General features: G+C 70.8%; 17 protein-coding genes. 2 read left to right on the top strand and 15 right to left on the bottom strand.

What is annotated here, in order from left to right; translation table 11 throughout:
- On the top strand, positions 1 to 1,018 hold a 1,018-nt coding region (locus VGL30_RS07125), incomplete at its 5' end, for a cation:dicarboxylate symporter family transporter (RefSeq protein WP_331538273.1).
- A 104-nt stretch (positions 1,019 to 1,122) separates the two neighbouring features.
- Here VGL30_RS07125 and VGL30_RS07120 read toward each other — a convergent pair.
- From VGL30_RS07120 to greA, 5 genes are all read right to left on the bottom strand, one after another.
- Positions 1,123 to 1,812, bottom strand: a complete 690-nt coding sequence (locus VGL30_RS07120) for a glycosyltransferase family protein (protein WP_331538271.1) — start codon at positions 1,810 to 1,812, stop codon at positions 1,123 to 1,125.
- Positions 1,813 to 1,825: 13 nt separating this feature from the next.
- The gene (locus VGL30_RS07115) at positions 1,826 to 3,007 is read right to left on the bottom strand and encodes an NAD(P)-binding protein (RefSeq protein WP_331538269.1); all 1,182 of its coding nucleotides are present in this window, start codon (positions 3,005 to 3,007) and stop codon (positions 1,826 to 1,828) included.
- Positions 3,008 to 3,087: 80 nt separating this feature from the next.
- The gene (gene pseG, locus VGL30_RS07110) at positions 3,088 to 4,146 is read right to left on the bottom strand and encodes a UDP-2,4-diacetamido-2,4,6-trideoxy-beta-L-altropyranose hydrolase (protein WP_331538267.1); all 1,059 of its coding nucleotides are present in this window, start codon (positions 4,144 to 4,146) and stop codon (positions 3,088 to 3,090) included.
- Positions 4,143 to 5,096 carry a mitochondrial fission ELM1 family protein gene (locus VGL30_RS07105; RefSeq protein ID WP_331538265.1) on the bottom strand — a complete coding sequence of 318 codons (954 nt, stop codon included), beginning with the start codon at positions 5,094 to 5,096 and terminating at the stop codon, positions 4,143 to 4,145. The genes pseG and VGL30_RS07105 overlap by 4 nt, the downstream gene beginning before the upstream one ends.
- A 103-nt stretch (positions 5,097 to 5,199) precedes the next feature.
- Positions 5,200 to 5,673: a transcription elongation factor GreA gene (gene greA / locus VGL30_RS07100; protein WP_331538263.1), complete on the bottom strand. Its 474-nt coding sequence runs from the start codon at positions 5,671 to 5,673 to the stop codon at positions 5,200 to 5,202.
- A gap of 386 nt (positions 5,674 to 6,059) precedes the next feature.
- On the opposite strand from greA, the gene VGL30_RS07095 reads away from it, so the two are divergent.
- Positions 6,060 to 6,713, top strand: coding sequence for a glutathione S-transferase family protein (locus tag VGL30_RS07095; RefSeq protein WP_331538261.1), 654 nt, complete (start codon positions 6,060 to 6,062; stop codon positions 6,711 to 6,713).
- Positions 6,714 to 6,763: 50 nt separating this feature from the next.
- On the opposite strand, the gene VGL30_RS07090 is transcribed toward VGL30_RS07095, so the two are convergent.
- The 10 genes from VGL30_RS07090 to VGL30_RS07045 form a co-directional block, all read right to left on the bottom strand.
- The gene (locus VGL30_RS07090; protein ID WP_331538259.1) at positions 6,764 to 7,540 is read right to left on the bottom strand and encodes an SDR family NAD(P)-dependent oxidoreductase; all 777 of its coding nucleotides are present in this window, start codon (positions 7,538 to 7,540) and stop codon (positions 6,764 to 6,766) included.
- A 124-nt stretch (positions 7,541 to 7,664) separates the two neighbouring features.
- Complete coding sequence (locus tag VGL30_RS07085; RefSeq protein ID WP_331538257.1) at positions 7,665 to 7,994, bottom strand: hypothetical protein; 330 nt, start codon at positions 7,992 to 7,994, stop codon at positions 7,665 to 7,667.
- Positions 7,991 to 8,563: a chemotaxis protein CheD gene (locus VGL30_RS07080; RefSeq protein WP_331538255.1), complete on the bottom strand. Its 573-nt coding sequence runs from the start codon at positions 8,561 to 8,563 to the stop codon at positions 7,991 to 7,993. Before VGL30_RS07080 ends, VGL30_RS07085 begins: the two co-directional genes overlap by 4 nt.
- A complete protein-coding gene (locus tag VGL30_RS07075; RefSeq protein ID WP_331538253.1) occupies positions 8,560 to 8,949 on the bottom strand; it encodes a response regulator in 390 nt (129 codons plus the stop codon). The genes VGL30_RS07080 and VGL30_RS07075 overlap by 4 nt, the downstream gene beginning before the upstream one ends.
- Entirely contained in the window at positions 8,949 to 9,845 is an 897-nt protein-coding gene (locus VGL30_RS07070; protein ID WP_331538251.1) for a protein-glutamate O-methyltransferase, read from the bottom strand. Before VGL30_RS07070 ends, VGL30_RS07075 begins: the two co-directional genes overlap by 1 nt.
- Positions 9,842 to 10,300, bottom strand: a complete 459-nt coding sequence (locus VGL30_RS07065) for a chemotaxis protein CheW (protein WP_331538249.1) — start codon at positions 10,298 to 10,300, stop codon at positions 9,842 to 9,844. Before VGL30_RS07065 ends, VGL30_RS07070 begins: the two co-directional genes overlap by 4 nt.
- Positions 10,301 to 10,312: 12 nt before the next feature.
- Positions 10,313 to 12,367, bottom strand: coding sequence for a chemotaxis protein CheA (locus VGL30_RS07060; RefSeq protein WP_331538247.1), 2,055 nt, complete (start codon positions 12,365 to 12,367; stop codon positions 10,313 to 10,315).
- An 18-nt stretch (positions 12,368 to 12,385) separates the two neighbouring features.
- Positions 12,386 to 12,757 (bottom strand): response regulator, encoded by a 372-nt coding sequence (locus VGL30_RS07055; protein WP_331538245.1) that lies wholly within the window; start codon positions 12,755 to 12,757, stop codon positions 12,386 to 12,388.
- On the bottom strand, positions 12,754 to 13,038 hold the full coding sequence (locus VGL30_RS07050) for an STAS domain-containing protein (RefSeq protein WP_331538243.1): 285 nt from the start codon (positions 13,036 to 13,038) through the stop codon (positions 12,754 to 12,756). The genes VGL30_RS07055 and VGL30_RS07050 overlap by 4 nt, the downstream gene beginning before the upstream one ends.
- A gap of 3 nt (positions 13,039 to 13,041) precedes the next feature.
- The coding region (locus VGL30_RS07045) for a methyl-accepting chemotaxis protein (protein ID WP_331538241.1) at positions 13,042 to 14,356 on the bottom strand (1,315 nt) is incomplete at its 5' end.

The raw sequence follows: 14,356 nt of genomic DNA, 5'->3' as shown, positions 1-14,356 counted from the left end.
CGTCGGCGAGCTGATGCACCCGGGGCAGGGGTTCAACATCAACCCCGCCAGCCTCGACCCCAAGGCGGTGGCCGACTACGCCGCCAAGGCCGCGCACGGCCAGACGGTGGCCGACTACCTGCTGCACCTGATCCCCGACACCTTCGTCTCGGCCTTCGCCAATGGCGACATCCTGCAGGTGCTGCTGCTGGCGATCCTGTCCGGGTTCGCGGCCTCGCGGATGGGGGCGGCGGGCGAGCGGGTGATTCAAGCGCTCGACGGCATCGGCCAGCTGTTCTTCGGCCTGATCCGCATCGTCGTGCGCGCGGCGCCGCTGGGGGCGTTCGGGGCGATGGGGTTCACCATCGGCAAGTACGGCGTCGAGGCGCTGCAGAACCTGGCGATGCTGATCGGCACCTTCTATCTGACCTCGCTGATCTTCGTGCTCGTCGTCCTCGGGACGATGGCGCGGCTCACGGGATTTTCGATCCTGAAGCTCATCCTCTACCTCAAGGAGGAGCTGCTGCTGGTGCTCGCCACCTCCTCGTCGGAGGCGGCCTTGCCCAATCTGATCGAGAAGATGGAGCGGGCCGGCTGCGCGCGCAGCGTCGTCGGCCTCGTCATCCCGGCCGGCTATTCCTTCAACCTCGACGGCACCAACATCTACATGACCCTGGCGACCCTGTTCCTCGCCCAGGCCACCAACACCCACCTGACCTTGGCGCAGGAATTCACCCTGCTGGGGGTGGCCATGCTGACCTCCAAGGGGGCGAGCGGCGTGACCGGGGCGGGGTTCATCACCCTCGCGGCGACCCTGGCGGTGATCCCCGACATCCCCATCGCGGCCCTGGCCCTGCTGGTGGGGGTCGACCGGTTCATGAGCGAGTGCCGGGCGCTGACCAACCTGGTGGGCAATGGGGTCGGCGCCCTGGTCATCGCCCGCTGGGAAGGCGACGTCACCGCCCAGGACCTGCGCGCCGCCCTTTCCCGCGGCGCCCCGAACGGCGCGGCGGCTGTCGTCGCCGCGGCCGCCGACTGACGGCGGCGGGCTGCGGTGACGGCGCCTAATTCGATGAGGTTTCCTTCTTTCCCTGCGGGAAAAACGAAACCCTCACCGAATTGCTCGGCACAGCGCTCGCACAATCAGGCCGACGAGTTGCGGGGCAGGGCGCGGATCGCGTCCGGGCCGAACGCCGGATCCGACGGATAGAGCGTCTGGTAGACGTAGCGCACGAACTCCAGGTCCTGCGGCGTGTCCACCGTCCAGCGCAGTTCCGGCGCCGGACGGTCGCTGACCACCGAGCCCAGCCGGTAGCGTTCCGGCCGGCGGTAGAGGAACGGCGTCACATGCTCGCGCTCGTAGGGGTCGGCCGCCTCGCGCCAGGCCTCGGCCAGGGCCCCGGCGCGCATCGCCTCCACGTCCAGCCCGTGGGGGAAGGTGCGCTCGGGATCGGTGTTGTTGGCGTAGTCGAAGCCGCCCCCGACCTGGGTCTCGATCACCCGGTCCACCAGGGTCCAGTCGGTGAGCGGGCAGTCGGCGGTCATGCGCACGATGGTCGAGGCGGGCCCGAAGGCCAGCGCCGCATGGTGGAAGCGGTCCAGCACGTCGGGGAGCGAGCCGCGGTAGACCGGCAGGCCCAGGCCTTCGCAATAGGCGGCGAGCGGGTCGTCGTCCGGCCGGTCGCTGGTGGCGACCACCAGGGCGTCCAGCCGCCGCGCGCGGCGCAGGCGCTCCACCTGGCGGCCGATCATCGGCTCGCCCAGCACCGGGGCCATCACCTTGCCCGGCAGGCGGGTGGAGGATATCCGCGCCTGGAGGATGCCCAGGATCATCCGGCTAACGGGGTCAGGCGGCGGCGCGGGCCGGCGGGATCTCCTCGGCCAGCGCCGCATGCAGGCCGCGCGAGACCTTGCAGAACCGCTCGGTCGGGTCGCCGGCCTCCCAGGCGCCGGTGACGAAGGCCGGGCCCTTGGCCTGGGCCAGCGCCGAACGCAGGCCGGAGAGCTTGCGGACGAAGTCCACCGACGGGCAGTCCCAGCGGGTGCGCACGGAGACCGCCAGGGTGTCGCCCAGCTTCAGGCCCTCGCTGTCGAAGCCGGCCATCAGCTCGTGGATCTCGCGGCGCAGGTCGGCGTCGGAGACCTCTGCGACGCACTCGGCCAGCAGCAGGGTCTCGCCGCGGCTCGGATAGAGCGAGAGGCGGAACACCGATCCCCGCGCGGTGAAGTTCTGCAGCATGAACGGGACCGGGCCGGCATGGCGCGCCCGGAAGACGTAGCTCGCCACGGCCTTGCCGATCCGCTTGGGCGGCGCCTTGCCGAGAGCGGGGAACAGGGAGACGGGGGAGGGCGTCCAGACCGTCACCGTGTCCGGCTCGTCTACGTCGAGGATTTCGCGCGGGGAGACCAGGGAGGCGAACCGCACCGTCACGCCCAGGCTTTCCAAGGCCCGGCGGGCGGAGGCGAAGAGGGCGCCGAAGCCGCCGTGCGGCAGGGCCACGGCCGGGCTTGTTTCGCCGCCGTGCGCACCGGTGACGCGGATCTGGTCGAGGCCCAGCGGCAGGGCGGCGCTGGCGTGCACCTCGTCCAGCCAGACCCCCAGGCGCCATTGGCAGTAGCGGGTCAGCGGGGCGTTCAGTTCGGCGGGATAGGCCCGCAGCCGGTCGGTGAGCGCCTCGCCGGTCAGCCGGCCATAGGCGGGGTCGCGGGCTTCCAGCACCGGGCCGGCGAAGCCCCTGGCGGCCACAGGCTCGCCGCGGGAACACGGATTGACCGAGCCGCAGGTATTGTCGAAATCGTCGAACGCCGCGCCGTGCCATTCCAGCAGCCTGCGGACCGGATCCTCGCGCCCGCCGAAGGTGACGCAAGCGTCGCGCAGCTCCAGGCCGCCCACGATCCGAGGCGCCAGCCGGCCGCCGAGCTGGTCGTAGCGTTCGTGCAGTTCGATGCGGCGTGCGCCCAGGCGATGCGCCTCCAGGGCGGCCAGCACTCCAGCCAGCCCTCCGCCGACTATCCGGACCTTGGTCATGCCCCCGACCTCGCCGCGAGACCGCGCTATTCGCGATCGTAGGCCGATGGTGCGGCGCACAAGGCAAACGAACTATTAACCTAAATCAACGAAGGGCGCGGCGTGCTGTCGCGGAGGGCGATGATTTCCAGGAACGCCTCCGCCGTACGCGCCGCCCCCAGGCCGTCGCACACCTCGGCGCACTTGGCGGAGATGCGCCGCCGCGCCGCCGAATCGCTCAACAGACGCAGCGTCGCCCGGTCGAAGGCCTGGTCGAAGTCGGGGTCGGCCGGATCGACGGTCAGGGCCGCGCCCATCTCGTTCAGCGCCGCCGCCGCCGGCCGCTGATTCTCGGCCAGCACCAGCAGCACGCTCGGAAGCGCCAGGGTGCAGCGCTCCCAGGTGCTGGATCCGGCCGCCCCGACGGCGAAGTCCGCCGCCGCGGTCAGACGGGCCATGTGCGGGGTGTCCACATGGACGGTGAGCCGCGGATCGTGCCGCGCCAGGCGCTCCAGCCCAATGCGGCTGGGAGCGGCCTCGCCCAGCACCACGTCCACCGCCGCCTGGCCGATCCGCGGGCGCAGGCGGTCCAGCACCCGGCCGGTGATCCCGCCCACGTCGGTCAGGCCCATGGAGACCAGGATCCGAGCCACCGGTCCCTCGGGCCTTGCCAGCGCGTGGCCGCGCAGGGCGGCGAACTCCGGCCGCACGGGCGCATAGCCCGGGCCCAGCAGCAGGCGCGCGCCGGCGGGGATCAGCCCCTGATAGTCCTCGGCCCGCCGCTGGGGACCGGAATCCACCACCAGGTCGGCGGCCAGCGGGCGGTCGGCGAGGTCGTCGATCACCAGGGCGGGACGGCCGCGGCCCAGGTCGCGGTGGTCGTCGGCGGTCAGTTCGTAGTGGTCGAACACCACCGCGTCGAAGGCCGCGGCGTTGGTGGCCTCCAGCACGGCGAAGGCGTCCTCCCCGTCCGTCGCCACGCGGTCCACGTCCGGGGCGAAGGCCTGCAGCACCGCCTCGACCCCCGGCGCGCCCAGGAAGGCGCAGGCCGCGCCACGCTGCGCCAGGGCCCGGGCCAGCGTCAGCGAGCGCATCACATGGCCGCCGCCCACGTCCGGGCCGGCGTTGGCGACGAACAGAATCCGCGGATCCTCGCTCATGCCCCGACCCTGCGGATGTCATAGCGGCGCAATACCTCGGCCGCCGCCCGCTCGGTCTCGGCCAGGGGTGGATAGGACCAGCCGTCCAGCACGCCGGTGAACGGCCGGGCGATCCCCCGCGCCTCCAGCTCGGCGTGCAGGCGGCGGAACCTGGCGCTCTCGCCGTCCATCTTCAGGATGTGCACCGGCTTGCCGGTGGCCGCCGCCTGGGTGGCCATGTTGGTCGAGTCCTCGGTGACCAGGACGTGGTCGGCCGCCGCCAGGAAGGCGAAATAAGGATTCTCTCCCTGGTCGTCCCAGATGATCCCCGGCAAGCCCTTCAGGCGCGCAGCCATCAGGGCGCGGGCCTGGTCCGGCGTGCGGCGCGAAAAGGTCAGCATCAGCGAGCCGCCGGCCTCCGAAATGGACTGTTCGATCTCCCGCGCCAGGGCCGCCGCGCGCGCGGGCGGAAGCGCGAAGGCCTTGGACGTTCCCCCGATCAATACGGCGGTCCGCGGATGGGGCAAGGAGTCTATCGCGGATGCGAAGCGCCCGCCGGCCTCCGCCAGCCGTTCCGCGGTCACCCCGTGCGGCGCGCCGGTGATGGGAAAGACGTTGGCGCCGGCCAGCCCGTCATGCCGCGGCGGGATCACCAGGTCGAACCGGGCGGGGTCGAGGCGCGGGTCCTGCACCTGCACCACGAAGCTGCGCCCCCTGGACCAGCGGCCCGCGCGGACCGACAGCGGCAGGGTGGCCCGGCCCGCGGCGATCCACAGGTCGGGCCAGGGGCCCGACAGCCGGCTTTCCCGCACGAGCGTGGCGCGGGGGAAGGGATGGGCCCACCAGGGCAGGCGGCCGGTCCAGCCCGTCCAGGCGACGCGTTTGACGGCAATCTCGGCGGGCCTGAGGCGGGCTGCCGCCTCGGCCAGGCCCAGCACCTGGCCTTCGATCCCGCTGCGGCCGTCAGACACGGCCCAGATCGACAGCGGCGCAGGGGTCTTTGCGGTCAAGATCGGTCGTCCCCACTAAACGCGGCCAGCGGATGACGGAGCTTTGCGGCGGCTTTGGGTCGGCTCAGACCCACTCGACCTTGGTGATCTCATAGGCCTTGACGCCGGTGGGCGTGGTCACCTCGACGACATCGCCGCCTTCCTTGCCGATCATCGCGCGGGCGATCGGCGAGGAGATGGAGATCTTCCCCGATTTCACGTCGGCCTCGTGGTCGCCCACGATCTGGTAGCGGGCTTCCTGCTCGGTGTCCTCGTCGATCAGCGAGACGGTGGCGCCGAACTTGACCTGGGCGCCGGATAGCTTGGAGACGTCGATCACCTGGGCGCGCGCCATGCGGTCCTCGATCTCGGCGATCTGGCCTTCGATCCAGCCCTGGCGGTCTTTCGCGGCATGATATTCGGCGTTTTCGGACAGGTCGCCATGCGCGCGCGCTTCGCCGATGGCGGCGATCACGGCGGGCCGCTCCACGGTCTTCAAACGCTTCAATTCCTCGTCGAGGGCTTGATAGCCCTCGGCGGTCATCGGCACTTTTTCCATAGCAGGTGATGGCTCGGGTCGCCCTCGGGGATGTCCTTCTCCGGCCGCGGGCGTTGGCGTCCGGGGGGTAAGAGGATATAAAGCCGCATCGGAAAACTCAAGGGCCGTTGAACCACGCGCCCTTTCGCCGCCCACGCGATACAGCGCTGGCGTCCGAATGCGCCGCAAGATTTCTCCGGGCGTGCGCCTGCAACGGAGCGAAATTTGCCGCGTCCGGGGCGCCATTCCGGCTTTACGCCCCGTTTGCCGCCATCGCGGTCCTCGTGCTCAAGGCGCGGATGGCCCGCGGCCGGCTGGCGGAGCGCCGCCATCGCCGCCGGCGCGATGACCCTGCTGGCGAACGGCCGAGCGGCATCCTAATCTCAGGCGGTCGAACGGAGGCGCTCATGGCGGCCAGGCGCGGGATCACCCTCTACCACTCCCCGGCCAGCCGGGCGTTCATCACCTACTGGATGCTGGAGGAGCTGGGCGTCCCCTTCCGGGTCGAGACGGTCGACATCCGCAAGGGCCAGCAGAAGTCGCCGGCCTATCTGAAGCTCAATCCGTCCGGCAAGGTCCCGACCCTCACCGACGGCAAGGTGGTGGTGAGCGAGACCGCCGCCATCTGCCTCTACCTGGCCGACCGCTACAGCTACGGCGCGCTGGCCCCCAAGCTGGAGGCGCCTGCGCGCGGGCCGTACCTGCAGTGGATGGTCTACGCCACCGCCGTGCTGGAGCCCGCCCGGTCGCTGCACGGCGCCGCGGTCCCCACGCCACCCGGCGGCTGGGGCCCCGGCTGGCAGCCGTTGCCGCAGGTGCTGGACGTGCTGCAGGCCGCCTTGAAGGATCGCGACTACCTGCTGGGCGACCGCTTTTCCACCGCCGACGTGATGCTGGGCGCAACGCTGTCCATGGGCCTGCTCACCAAGGAAATCCCCGAGGTCCCCGTGCTGGCGGACTACAACCAGCGCCTCGCCCGCCGGCCGGCCTACAACCGCGCCGCCGACGCCACCTGGCCGCCCGATCTTTTCGCCCGCGACGTGCTGGAGACGACGTCGTGATCCTCGACGCGGGCGGTTTGAACCGACGTCACACGTCAGGCCGTCGCGCCCTAGCCCAGCATGTCGCGGCCGCCGTCCACGTGGATGATCGAGCCGGTGATCGCGGCCGCCCGCGGCGAGCAGAGGAAGGCGCAGGCGAAGGCCACCTCTTCCACCTTCGTCGCGCGCCGGATGGGGATGGCGGCGGCCACCGTCTCGGCGTGGCCGGGGACGTGGAACTGCGGGTGGGTGCTTGCGTCGCGGATGGTGTTGCTGACGCCCGGGTTGATGTCGTTCACCGTGACGCCGAACTCGCCCAGGCCCCCGGCCAGCGACTTGGTCAGGGCGCGCAGGCCGCCCTTGGCCGTGGAGTGCGGCACGCGCGTCCAGCCGCCGAAGTAACCGTCCGGGCCGTTCATGTGGATGACCCGGCCGTAACCCGCCTCGCACATGGCCGGCGTGAAGGCCTTGGCCAGGCGCCAGGAGGCGGTGAGCTGCTGGTTCAGGTGGTAGGTCCACTCCTCCTCGGTGGTGTCGAAGAAGCTCTTGCTCAGCCGGCGCGCGGCGTTGCTGACATAGATGTCCAGCCGCCCGAAGGCCGCCTCGGCCCGGGCCTTGATCTCCGCGATCACCTCGTGCTCGCCGGCCTCGCCCATGACCACCAGGGCCCGCGCCCCCAGACCCTCGGCATCCTGCCGCACGGACTCGGCTTCGTCGCGATTCGAGCGGGCGTTGATGATCACGTTCGCGCCCCGGGCGGCAAACTCCAGAATTATGGCGCGGCCGATGTTTCGGCCCGACCCGGTGACCAGGATCGTCCTGCCGGTGAAGTCCAGGTCCTTGTCCATGCATCCCCCACCCTGTCCGGAATTATGTAGCGCCCGGTGACGGTGCGGGTTCAAGTCCGAAGTCGGTCGCCGGAGGCGAAGACGGCGCACGAGGCGCTGCGCACCTGGACCCTGCGGCCGGCCTTCAGAAAATGTCGCAGTCGGCGTTCTCGGGCGCGGCGTCCGTGGCGGGCTTGCGTGCGAGGTCGGCCAGGGCCTTCAGCGTCGCCGGCGGCAGGACGACCTCGGCGCGCGGCGCTGCAGCGGCGAGGGCCTGGGCGATGGCCGCCAGGCGCGTCAGGCGCTGCACCAGGGCGTCGATCTCCTGGACGCGCTCGATGGTCTGCGGCTCGCGCTCGGCGCCGGCGCGGCGGACCAGGTCGGCGACCAGGCCCTGGAAGCCGTCCAGCCGCCGGACGGTGATCTCCAGGCCTTCACGCACGTCGCTCAGCAGGGCGGGAAGACGCGGGGTCATGGGCGGCCGAACAGCTCCAGCGCGCCCGAGCCGGCTGGGGGCGCCCCCCGGGCGGTCTCGCGGGCGAAGACCGCCGCCTCGCCGCGCGCCAGCGCCAGCGCCCGGGCCCGACCGGTGGCCGGCCAGTATTGCAAGCGCCGGGCGTGGACGCCGCGGACGCTGCCACACAGGACAGGCACGCCTTCGCGTTCCAGGAAGCGCTCGGCGAAGGCGGCGTTCTGGTCGCCGATGTTGGTGAGGCCGTCGAGGAGGTGGCCCCCGCCGAACAGCTTGGCCTGCAGCCGGTCACGCCGCGCCCCGGCCCGCAACAGGCCGTTGACCAGGAGTTCCATGGCGAACGCGCCGTAGCGGACGGCTTCGGGCCCGTCCATCCCATCGCCGTCGGGCAGCAGGAAGTGGTTCATGCCGCCCAGCTTGGCGACGGGATCGTGCAGGCACGCGGCGATGCACGAGCCCAGCGTCGTGGCCAGCACCACGTGCGGGTCCGCGGAGACCTGGAACTCGCCCTGGGGGACGTGGACGCGCATCTCGCGACCCTCCAGGGCGGCGCTGGCGGCGCTGCTGGTCATGTGAGGGGGCCGAACACCGATTCGATCTTGCTCTTCAGGGCGCCCAGGGCGAACGGCTTCATGAGGTAGTTGTTGACGCCCAGCTTGATCGCCTGCTGCACCAGCTCGGCGTCGCTGCGGCTGGTCAGCATGATGAAGCCGATGTTCTTGAACTGCGGAGCGCTTCGCACGGCGCGCAGCAGGCCCAGGCCGTCCAGCTTCGGCATGTTGAGGTCGGAGATCACCAGGTGGGGCGGCCGCGCCTGCAGGCGCCGCCAGGCGTCCTCTCCGTCCTCGGCCTCGTCCACCAGACGGCAGCCGAGATTGTTCAGGCTGCTGCGGACCAGGGCGCGGATGGACCTCTGGTCGTCGACGACAAGCACCTTCATGGCGGCGGCCGTGGGCATCAGCCGGGCTCCGTTTGCTTGAGGACATAGGTGGTCAAGCCGACGGTCTCGAAGGCGCTCGTTCCCGCGATGCGTTCGGAGTGGCCGACGTAGAGCAGGCCCCCCGGCGACAGCAGCGGCGCCATCCGCGACCAGGTTTCGATCCGCAGGCCGGCGTCGAAGTAGATCAGCGTGTTGCGGCAGAAGATCACCTGGAACGGGCCGCGCATCGGCCAGCCGCCGACCAGGTTGAGCTCGCGGAACGAGACCAGGTTCCGCAACGGCTCCCGGACCGTCCACTGAACGGCGCCGTGTTCGGACGTGCCGGGCGTCAGCCAGCGCTTGCGCAGCGCCGGATCGATGGGACCAACGCAGGCGTCGCCGTAGACGCCCCGGCGGGCTTTCTGCAGCATGTCGTGGTCGATGTCGGTGGCCAGGATCTTGATGTCGTAGTCGGCGGCGTCGGACAGCAGCGACAGCAGCGTCAGGGCGATGGAGTAGGGCTCCTCGCCGCTGGAGCAGCCGGCCGACCAGACCCGCACGCGGCCGCCCTGGCGGGCGCTCCGCACCAGGTCCGGCAGCACCTCGGACTTCAGGTGTTCGAAGTGGTGCGGCTCGCGGAAGAAGCGGGTGACGTTGGTGGTCAGCGCCGAGGCCATCCGCCGGCGCTCGTCGGCGCCGTCGCGCCCCGTCACCAGGCTGCAATAGTCGTGGAAGCTTTGCAGGCCCAGCGCCTGCACCCGCTTCACCAGCCGGGCGTAGACCAGCGGCGCCTTGGTCTCGGTGAGGTGGATGCCCACGTCGGCCCGCAGCAGCGCCGCGATCCGGTGGAAGTCGGCGCCGGTGAAGGGGAACGCGCCGCGCGTCGGCGCGGTCGCCCAGGCTCTCCCGGACTGCGGGCGCGGATCGGGGTTCACGCGGCGATGCTTTCCGCCGGCGGCATGATCGCCGGCAGCCGGACCAGGCCGATCATCCGCTCTTCGACCGTCAGCAGGGCCTCGACGAACTCCTGGACGTCCTGGCCCATCATATCGGGCGTGGCCTGCATCTGCGCCTCGGAGACGGTGAGGATGTCGCAGACCGCGTCCACCAGCAGGCCCACGAGCTTGCCCTCGATCGAGACCACGATGACCACGTGACGCGCGGTGGGCGTGCTGGGGCCCAACCGGAAGCGGGCGGCGAGGTCGATGATCGGCAGCACCGCGCCGCGCAGGTTGATCACGCCGTGCATGAAGTCCGGCGCGTGCGGCAGCGGGGTGGCCTGGGTCCAGCCGCGGATCTCGCGCACGTCCATGATGTCGACGCAGTAGCGCTGCCCGCTCACCTGGAAGGAGATCAGTTCGCGCATGTCGGTTTCGGAGGCGTTGGTCATGGCTGTTGGCCCCTAGGCGGCTTCGGCAGGCCGCGAGGCGGGGGCCTGGCGGCGGCGCTGTGCGGCGAGGATGGCTTCGATGTCGAGGATCAGGGCCACGCGGCCATCGCCCAGGATGGTGGCGGCGGCGACGCCCTGGACCTGCTGGTAGTTGGTCTCCAGGCTCTTGATGACCACCTGGCGCTGCTCCTGGATGTCGTCCACCAGGAGGGCCGCCCGTTCGCCGGTGTCGCCTTCCACCAGGAGGGCGACGGCGCGTTCGGGGGCCTGGGCGGCGGCGGGATAGCCGAGCGCCGCCCCCAGGTCGACCAGCGGCACGTGCGCGCCGCGCAGGGTGATGACCGCGTCCGTCGGGCCCAGGCGCTGCAGGTCGCCCGCCGTCACCGCGAAGGACTCCACCAAGGCGGTGAGCGGCGTCACCACGGTCTGGCCGCGCACCGACACCAGCATGCCGTCGAGGACGGCCAGGGTGAGCGGCAGGCTGAGGGTGAAGGTCGAGCCCTGGCCGCGGCGCGAGGTGACCGTCAACCGGCCGCCCATCGCCTGGACGCTGCGGCGGACCACGTCCATGCCGACGCCGCGGCCGGAGAGGTCGGAAACGGTTTCGGCGGTGGAGAAGCCGGGCGCGAAGATCAGGTTGTCCAGCTCGTCGTCGCTCAGCGCCGCGTCGGCGGCGATGATTCCGCGCGTGACGGCTACGTTGCGGACGCGGTCGCGGTCGATGCCGTCCCCGTCGTCGGCGACCTCGATGATCACCCGGCCCGCACGGTGGGCGGCGGAGATCCGCACCATCCCTTCCGGCGGCTTGCCCGCGGCGATGCGGGCCTCGGGCGGCTCGATGCCGTGGTCGATGGCGTTGCGCACCATGTGGGTGAGAGGATCGGCGAGCCGTTCGATGACGGTGCGGTCGATTTCGGTGGTCTCGCCTTCGGTCTCCAGGCGCACGGGCTTTCCGGTGGCGGCCTCGACCTCGCGCACCAGGCGCGACATCCGCTGGAACACGGACTTCACCTGCTGGGCGCGGATGGCCATGACGCTGTCCTGGATGTGGCGGGTCAGCTGGTCGAGGTCCTCGATCGTCGCAGCGACGCTTGAGCGTCGGGAGAGAGTCTCCTGCGACAGTTGCTGGGCCAACATGGATTGGCCGATGACCAGCTCGCTCACCAGGCTGACCATGCGGTCGACACGGGCGAGATCGACACGAATGCTGGACTGGGCCGCCGCCGCGGAGACCCCCGGGGCCGCCGGGACCGCGGCCGTTTCGGGCTCGTATTCCGCGGGCGGCGGCGCCGGGGACCACGGCGGGTCGGTCGGGGCGGCCACGCCGTCCGAGGTGGCGATCTGCAGTTCGCAGTCGTCCTCGACGAACTCGAAGACCTCGCGCAGGGCGGCCTCGTCGCTCTCGCTGGTCAGGACGAGCCGCCAGGCCAGATAGGATTCCTCCGGGTCGAGGTCGTCCAGCAGCGGGACGGTCTCGTCGTCCAGCACCGCGTCGAGGCGGCCCAGCCGGCGCAGTTCGCGCAGCAGGATCAGCGGGTCGTTGGCCTTGGCGTAGAGCTCCGCATAGGGGCGGAAGCGGATGTCGAAGCTGCGTCCGAGCGGCGTGTCGAAGTCGAAGGTCTCGAAGGCGACGGGCCGGGGCTCGAAGCTCCATTCCTCCAGCGGGTCGGCGGGCGGGGCGGCCAGGGCCGCCGAGAGCGATCGGATGGCGGCCTCGCCCTGCGCCTCGTCCGTCCCGGTTTGGTCGCGGGCGGCGCGGACCACGTCGCTCAGCACGTCTGCGGCCTTGAGCATGGTCTTCACCAGTCCCGGGTCGAGCGCCAAGGACTTGGCGCGCACCTCCGACAGCACCGACTCGAAGACGTGCGCCAGGCGGATCACCGCCGTCAGTTCGAAGATCCCCGCCCCGCCCTTGATGGAGTGGGCTGCGCGGAAGATGGTGTTGACCACCTCGTCGTCGTAGCGGTCCTCCTGGATCGCCAGCAGGCCGGTCTCGAGATCGGCGAGGTGTTCCTCGCACTCCTCGAAGAACACCACCCGGATCGCGGCCAGCGTCTCCTTAGGCAAGGTCGGAATATCGGCCAACTAGGCCCCCACGCGCCGGAGGGCGTCGAGCAGCTTGGCGGGATTGTAAGGCTTGACGATCCAGCCGGTGGCGCCGGCCCGGCGGGCGCGGTCCTTCAACTCCGGCTCGCTCTCGGTGGTGAGCACCAGGATCGGCACGCCGCGGCGCGCGGGATCGCCGCGCACCTGCTCGATGAAGCCGAAGCCGTCGAGGCGGGGCATGTTGATGTCGGTGATGATCGCGTCGGGGGAGCCGTCCCTGAGCCTGGCCAGCCCCTCGACCCCGTCCTCGGCCTGGGTGACCTGATAGCCCGCCTCGGTGAGCGTCATCAGCAGCATGTCGCGCATGGTGCGGGAGTCGTCGACCGTCAGGATCGTCTTGGCTTCCATCATGACTCTAGGCTTTCACTAAGGTCGAAGGGACGGGCGCCGGACAGCGCCAGGGCGTCCTGGAAGGCGGCGGAAGGCGCAGCCACGGCGAGAGGCTCGCCGTCGGCGGCCCAGGTGACGCGGGCGGAGAGCAGCACTTGCAGGCCCAGGCCGCCCACCCGCTCGACGGCGGAGGCGTCCAGCACCAGGGGCGCGCCCCGGAGATCCTTCAGCTGGCTGGTCAGGGCGCCGGCGCAGGTCACGTCGAGCACCGCCGGCAACTTCAGTTGCGGGAGCTGGGACATGCCTCAGAACTCTTCCCAACCGTCCTCTTCCACCGCGACCGCGCGGGCCGCGCCGCCGCCGGCGGCCCGACGCACCGCGCGGGGGTGGGGCGGGGCGGACCCGGGACGCGGCTGCGCCGTGGCGGCGGCGCCCTCACGCTCGTCCTTGCCCAGCATCATGGCGAGCTGACGGGTTTCGGAGGCCAGGGCGAAGCATGCGGCCGTGCTTTCCTGGACCATGGCGGCGTTCTGCTGAGTGACGTGATCCATTTGCGCGATGGCGGCGTTGACCTCGTGCAGACCCAGGGCCTGGTCCTTGGCGGACGCGGCGATCTCGCCGGTGAGCTGGGCGATCTCGCCCACCTTCCCCAGGACGCGGCCGAGGGCTTCGCCGGTCTGGCCGACGAGCTGCACGCCCGACTTCACCTGGCCGGAGGAGGTCGAGATCAGCGCCTTGATCTCCTTCGCGGCGCCGGCGGAGCGCTGGGCCAGGGCGCGCACTTCGCTGGCCACCACCGCAAAGCCGCGGCCAGCGTCTCCCGCGCGGGCGGCCTCGACGCCGGCGTTCAGGGCCAGCAGGTTGGTCTGGAAGGCGATCTCGTCGACTACGCCAATGATGTCGGCAATCTTCCGCGCCGAATCGTTGATATCGGACATCGCGTGGATGGCCTTGTTGACTACCTTGCCGCCTTGCTCGGCCTGATCGCGGGCGGCAACGGCGAGTTGATTCGCTTCGCCGGCGTTGTCTGCGTTCTGCCGCACGGTGGTGGTCATCTGCTCCATCGATGATGCGGTCTCTTCCAGCGAAGCTGACTGCTCCTCCGTACGATGCTGCAGGTTGGAGTTGCCGCTCGCGATTTCCTTCGAGCCGCGATAAACCTCGCCTGCGGCGTCCTTCACCAGGGCGACGATCTCGGCCATATTGTCGGCGAGCTGGTTGATGCTGCCGCTGGCCGCCGCGAAGAATCCGGCCTTCCCGTCCAGTGAGATGCGGCTTGCCAGGTCTCCGCCGACGACGGCGGAGAGCATCGTCTGCATCTGCTTCTCAACCGCGAGTTCCTGCGTCCGGTCGGTCCATTCCACCACCGTGCCGATACGCTCGCCCCCGTCGCCGACGACCGGGCTGCTCACAGTGCGGAAAGTCAACGCGCCCAAAGTGCGCTCCTGCATTTCGGAGGCGCCCAGGCAATCCAGTGCCTGGCGCTCCCGGGCCGGATCGGGGGACAGGGCCTCCAGGCTCGAGCCCGGCAGCGACTGTGCATCGAAGGAAGGCACTGAACGGCGGATCTCGCCCGCGGCGCGGGCAAATGTCACCTGCGCGGTGGCATTGAGATACACG

The sequence above is a fragment of the Phenylobacterium sp. genome (assembly GCF_036502675.1).
GTDB lineage: Bacteria > Pseudomonadota > Alphaproteobacteria > Caulobacterales > Caulobacteraceae > Phenylobacterium.
This window is presented reverse-complemented; position numbering and strand designations above follow the sequence as displayed.